We start from the raw sequence: 5,795 nt of genomic DNA, 5'->3' as shown, positions 1-5,795 counted from the left end.
CGCGCGGTGCCGTCGCCGTCGGCGACGAACCGCTGCGCCACCCCGAGCAGGCCGACGTCTGGGGCGAAGGCCAGGTCGCAGCCCTGGAACACCCCGAGAGCTGGGGTGGCCTGATCGACCTGCCCGAGATCGTCGCCGACTGGTTCACCGCCTGCCCCGCCGACGAGTCCGAGATCGCGATCCGCACCGACGGCACCCGCGCCCGCCGCCTGGTGCGCGCGAGCACCGACGGCGAGCCCTGGACGCCCCGGGGCACCGTCCTCGTCGTCGGCGGCACCGGCCCGATGGGTGCGCTCGTCGCCCGCTGGCTCGCCGACAACGGCGCCGAGCACCTCGTGCTCACCGGCGAGACCGAGCTGCCTGACCTGCAGGCCACGGTCGTGGCCTGCGACCCGGCCGACCGCGACGCGCTCGCCGCGCTCCTCGGCACCGTCGGCGACGACCTCACCGCCGTCGTTCACGCCGACGCCCCCGAGCACGCGCTCACCGGTCTCGGCCACCTCGACGAGCTGCTGGCCGACCGCGACCTGGACGCGTTCCTGGTGCTCGGCTCCATCGCCGGCACCTGGGGCGTGCGCGGTGGCGCGCAGCAGGCCGCCCACGACGCGCGGCTGGCCGCGTTCGCGCGGCAGCGCCACGACCGAGGCCGCCCGACGCGCTTCGTCGCGTGGGGACCGTGGGCGGAGACGACGGATCCGAGCATGACCTCCCACCTGCGCCTCAGCGGCCTGCCCGCGGTGCCCGCGCAGCGCGCGCTCGCCGCGCTCGGCCGCGTCGTCGCAGGCCAGGAGCCTGCCGTTGCCGTCGCGGACGTGCACTGGGAGACGTTCGCCCCGGCATTGGCCGAGCGGGCGGTGCTGTTCTCCGGCGTCCCCGAGGCCCGCGTCGACGAGCCCGCGGGCGAACCGGAGCTGCGGCGCGCACTGCTCGCCATGCCCGAGGGACGGCGCCGAAGCACCGCGCTGGCCCTCGTGCGCGAGCGCGCCGCGGCGGTGCTCGGCCACGGCGACGCGGAGGCCGTCGAGGACGACGCGCCGTTCCGCGACCTCGGTTTCGACTCGCTCACCGCCGTCGACCTGCGCAACCAGCTCGACCGCGCCACGGGGCTCTCCCTGTCGGCGACGCTGGTCTTCGACCACCCGACGCCCGTCGAGCTCGCCGAGCACCTGCTCGCCGAACTGCTCGGCGCGAGCGACGGACCGGTCCAGCAGGTCACCAGGCAGGCGACCGACGAACCGATCGCGATCGTCGGCATGAGCTGCCGCTACCCGGGCGGAGTGCGCTCGCCCGAGGACCTGTGGCAGCTGCTGGTCGACGAGGTCGACGCCGTCGGCGAGATGCCCACCGACCGCGGATGGGACCTCGGCGCGCTCTTCGACGAGGGCCGCAGCGCCACCCGCTGCGGCGGGTTCTTGCACGACGTCGCCGATTTCGACCCGGACTTCTTCGCGATCTCGCCGCGCGAGGCCCTGGTGATGGACCCGCAGCAGCGGCTCGTGCTGGAAGCGGCGTGGGAATCGCTGGAACGCGCGGGCATCGACCCGGGCCGGTTGCGCGGCACCGACACCGGCGTGTTCGTCGGCGGCGGCAGCGGCGAGTACCGGGCCCCGGCCGAGATCACCGGAATGGAGTGGCAGACCGCCCAGTCGGCGAGCCTGCTCTCCGGCCGGGTCGCCTATACCTTCGGGCTGCAGGGCCCGACGGTGTCGGTGGACACCGCCTGCTCGTCGTCGCTGGTGTCGCTGCACCTGGCGGCGCAGGCGCTGCGCTCCGGCGAGTGCTCGATGGCGCTGGCCGGTGGTGTCACCGTGATGGCCACGCCGGTCGGGTTCGTCGAGTTCAGCGCCCAGGGCGCGCTGTCGGGCGACGGCCGCTGCAAGGCCTTCTCCGACGACGCCGACGGCACCGGCTGGGCCGAGGGCGTCGGAGTCCTGGTGCTGGAACGGCTTTCGGACGCCGAGCGCAACGGGCACCAGGTCCTCGCGGTGGTGCGCGGCTCGGCCATCAACTCCGACGGCGCCTCCAACGGCCTCACCGCTCCCAGCGGCCCCGCTCAGCAGCGGGTGATCCGCCAGGCGCTCGCCTCGGCCGGACTCGCACCGTCCGATGTGGACGCGGTGGAGGCGCACGGGACCGGCACCGAGCTCGGCGACCCGATCGAGGCCCAGGGCCTGCTGGCCACCTACGGGCGGGACCGCGAGCGGCCGCTGTGGCTGGGCGCGGTGAAGTCCAACATCGGCCACACCCAGGCCGCCTCGGGCGTCGCCGGGATCATGAAGATGGTCATGGCGATGCGGCACGGCGAACTGCCCAAGACGCTGCACGCCGACACCCCGTCGTCGCACGTCGACTGGGAGTCCGGCGAGCTGCGGCTGCTCACCGAGCGAACCGCCTGGCCGGAGGCGCCGCACCCGCGCCGCGCCGGTGTCTCGTCGTTCGGCGCCAGCGGCACCAACGCGCACGTGATCATCGAGCAGTACGAGGGCGGCACCGAGGTCGCCGAACCGACCGTGCCCGTGTCGGAGGTGCTGGTCCCGGTGTCGGGGCGCACCCCGGCCGCGCTCCGCGACCAGGCTCGACGGCTCCTCGACCGCGTCGGCTCCGGGCACGCGCTCACCGACGTGGCGTTCTCGGCCGCGACGACCCGCGCGGCGTTCGAGCAGCGCGCCGCCGTCCTGGCCGCCGGCCACGAGGAGCTGGTCGACGGGCTCACGGCCCTGGCCGAGGACCGCACCAGCCGCCGGGTGTGGCGGGGCGAAGCCGCCCGCAACCGCAAGCTCGCGTTCCTGTTCTCCGGCCAGGGCGCCCAGCGCCTCGGCATGGGACGCGGCCTCCACGAGCGGTTCCCGGTGTTCGCCCGCGCGCTGGACGAGGTGCTGGAGCACCTCGACCCGAAGCTGCGCGACGTGATGTGGGGCGACGACGCGGGCCTGCTCGACCAGACCGGCTACGCCCAGCCCGCGCTGTTCGCGGTCGAGGTCGCCCTGTTCCGGCTCGTCGAATCGCTCGGCATCGAGCCCGACCACCTCGTCGGCCACTCCATCGGTGAGATCGCCGCGGCGCACGTCGCGGGGGTCCTGTCGCTGACCGACGCGGCCGCGCTGGTCAGCGCCCGCGCCTCGCTGATGCAGGCGCTGCCGGAGGGCGGCGCGATGGCCTCGGTGCAGGCCGGCGAGGAGGACGTGGCCGAGCTGCTGACCGAGGGCGTGTCGATCGCCGCGGTCAACGGGGCCTCCTCGGTCGTGCTGGCCGGCGCGGAGGACGAGGTCCTGGAGCTCGCCGGGAACTGGGAGTTCAAGCGGCTCAAGGTCTCCCACGCGTTCCACTCGCCGCTGATGGAACCGATGCTCGACGACTTCCGGGAAGTCGTGCGGGGCTTGACCTTCCGCGAACCGCAGATCCCGATGGCCACCAGCGGTGACGTGACCTCGCCCGAGCACTGGGTGCGGCACGTGCGCGACACCGTGCGCTTCGCCGACAACGTCGACGCCTCCGGTGCGACGAGCTTCGTCGAGATCGGGCCCGACTCGCCGCTGTCGACGCTGGTCGGCAACAGCGTTCCGGTGCTGCGGCGGGACCGCGACGAGCAGGCTTGGTTCACCCAGGCGCTCGGTCGGCTGTTCGTGACCGGCGCGAGCCCCGACTGGTCGGCGTTCTTCGACGGCACCGGGGCGCACCGGATCGACCTGCCCACCTACGCCTTCCAGCACCAGCGCTACTGGCCCGACACCCTCCCGGCTCCGGCGACCGCCGCAAGGCCCGACACCGACGACCAGGCGTTCTGGGACGCCGTGGAGCGCCAGGACTTCCCGTCGCTGGAGAACGTCCTGCAGGTCGACGGCACCGCGCTGTCGGAGGTGCTGCCCGCGCTGCTCGACTGGCGCAAGCAGCACCAGGACCTCGCCGAGGTCGACAGCTGGCGGCACCGGATCGCCTGGCGCCCGCTCGGCGGTTCGCACACCGGCGAGCTCACCGGCACTTGGCTGGCGGTCGTCCCGCGCGAGCACGACCAGCACGTCACCGCCGCCGTCGAAGCGCTCGGCGCGAGCACCGTCGTGGTCGAGGTCGACGCACCCGACCGCGACGCCCTCGCCGACGCACTCCGCGAGCAGGGCAGCGGAATCGACGGGGTCGCCTCGTTCCTGGCGCACACCGCGCCGGGCAGCGGATCGGCACCGGACGGCGTGCTGCTCACCGCCGCGCTCGTCCAGGCGCTCGGCGACGCCGGGATCACCGCACCGCTGTGGTGCGCGACCCGCCGCGGCGTGTCCACCGACCGCACCGATCACGTCGAGGACGTGACGCAGGCCGGGGTGTGGGGCCTCGGCCGGGTCGCGGCCCTGGAGCACCCGGAGCGCTGGGGCGGTCTCATCGACCTGCCCGACGAGCTCGACGACCGGGCCGCGACCCTGTTCCGCGCGGTGCTCGCCGGACTCGACGGCGAGGACCAGGTGGCCGTGCGCGCCGGAGGGGTGTTCGCCCGCAGGCTCGTGCAGGCGCCCGCGCCCGCACCGGCCGCCACGTGGGACCCCACCGGCACGGTGCTCATCACCGGCGGCACCGGCGCGCTCGGCGGCCACGTCGCCCGCTCGCTGGCCCGCGGGGGTGCCGAGCACCTGGTGCTGGCCAGCAGGCGCGGCCCCGACGCGCCCGGAGCCGACGCTCTGCGGCGCGAGCTGGAGGAGATCGGCGTCGGCGTCACCGTCGCGGCCTGCGACGTCGCCGACCGGGCGGAGCTGCAGGCGCTGCTGGCCGCGGTGCCGGGCACGCTCACCGGCGTCGTGCACACCGCGGGCGTCATCGACGACGGCGTGCTGGACCGGATGACACCGGAACGTTTCGCCGACGTCTTCCGCTCCAAGGTCGACTCGGCGCTGCTGCTCGACGAGCTGACCTCCGGCCTCGACGCGTTCGTGCTGTTCTCCTCGGCGTCCTCGGCCGTCGGCAGCCCCGGCCAGGCCAACTACGCGGCGGCGAACTCCGCGCTCGACGCCCTGGCCGAACGCCGCAGGTCCCGAGGCGCTCCGGCGACCTCGATCGCCTGGGGAGCCTGGGGCGGCGGGGGCATGGCGGGCTCCGCCGAGGCCGAGCAGAGCGCGCAGCGCGCCGGGATCAAGCCGATGGCGCCGGAACTGGCCTGCACCGCGCTGCGCCAGCTGGCCGCCGAACCGGAACCGACCGCGGTCGTCGCCGCCGTCGAAACCGGCCGCTCCGGCCGACCGGCCCGCCCGAACCCGCTGCTGCGCGAGCTCATCGGCGACGACGTCACCGACAGCGCGACGCCGTCCGAACCCGCGCTGCGCGAGCAGCTCACCGGGCTCGCACCCGACCAGCGCCTCGACGCGGTGCTGGAGCTGGTGCGCACGCTCGCGGCCGCCGTCCTGGGCCAGCCCGACGTCGAGGTGGTGCGCGCCGACCGGCCGTTCCGCGACCTCGGGTTCGACTCGCTGGCGGTGGTGGAGCTGCGCAACCAGCTCGGCGCGGCCACCGGCCTGAGCCTGGCCTCGACGCTGGTGTTCGACCACCCGACCCCGGCCGACCTCGCCGAGCACGTCCTCGGCGAGCTGCTGCCCGAGGCCGGGGCCCAGGACGACGCCGGGGCCCACGACGACGAGGAAGCCGAGATCCGGCGGCTGCTCGGCAGGGTCCCGCTCTCGCAGCTGCGGGAGATCGGCGTGCTGGAACCGCTGCTGCAGCTGATCGGTCGCGACGACGCCGAGCCCTCCCACGACGACGGCATCGACGCGATGTCCGTCGATGACCTGGTGCAAGCCGCACTCGACGGCCAGGACTGA

General features: G+C 74.9%; 1 pseudogene. It reads left to right on the top strand.

What is annotated here, in order from left to right:
* Positions 1-296: 296 nt before the first annotated feature.
* Positions 297-5,795 (top strand): annotated as a pseudogene (locus REH65_RS08515) (type I polyketide synthase); the annotation flags it as partial.

Source organism: Saccharopolyspora sp. ID03-671, assembly GCF_045278815.1.
GTDB classification, from domain to species: domain Bacteria; phylum Actinomycetota; class Actinomycetes; order Mycobacteriales; family Pseudonocardiaceae; genus Saccharopolyspora; species Saccharopolyspora ipomoeae.
This window is presented reverse-complemented; position numbering and strand designations above follow the sequence as displayed.